Origin of the sequence: Halomonas sp. ND22Bw (assembly GCF_003011945.1) — a bacterium.
Lineage (GTDB): Bacteria > Pseudomonadota > Gammaproteobacteria > Pseudomonadales > Halomonadaceae > Halomonas > Halomonas halophila.
On record NZ_PXWD01001077.1, the window covers coordinates 1 to 263 of the forward strand.

The 263-nt window shown below is 56.7% G+C and carries 1 tRNA gene; it reads left to right on the plus strand.

Annotated elements, in window-relative coordinates:
• Positions 1–100: 100 nt before the first annotated feature.
• Positions 101–177, plus strand: a tRNA-Asp gene (locus tag CVH10_RS21495).
• Positions 178–263: the final 86 nt, after the last annotated feature.

Consider the following 263-nt stretch of genomic DNA (forward strand, 5'->3'; position numbering starts at 1 on the left):
TACCGGGGTTCGAATCCCCGTAGGGTCGCCAGTTTCACGCAAGTGGAGCCGGCACAAGTGGTCAACACTTGGCTTCGCAAGAAGCGAACGTTGTCTACCAGGAGTGGTAGTTCAGTCGGTTAGAATACCGGCCTGTCACGCCGGGGGTCGCGGGTTCGAGTCCCGTCCACTCCGCCAAATCAAAACCCGCTGCTTGCAGCGGGTTTTTTCTTTTGCGCTTCACTTCCGCGCAATGTCCCAGAAGTGTCCCTGGAGTTTTAAAG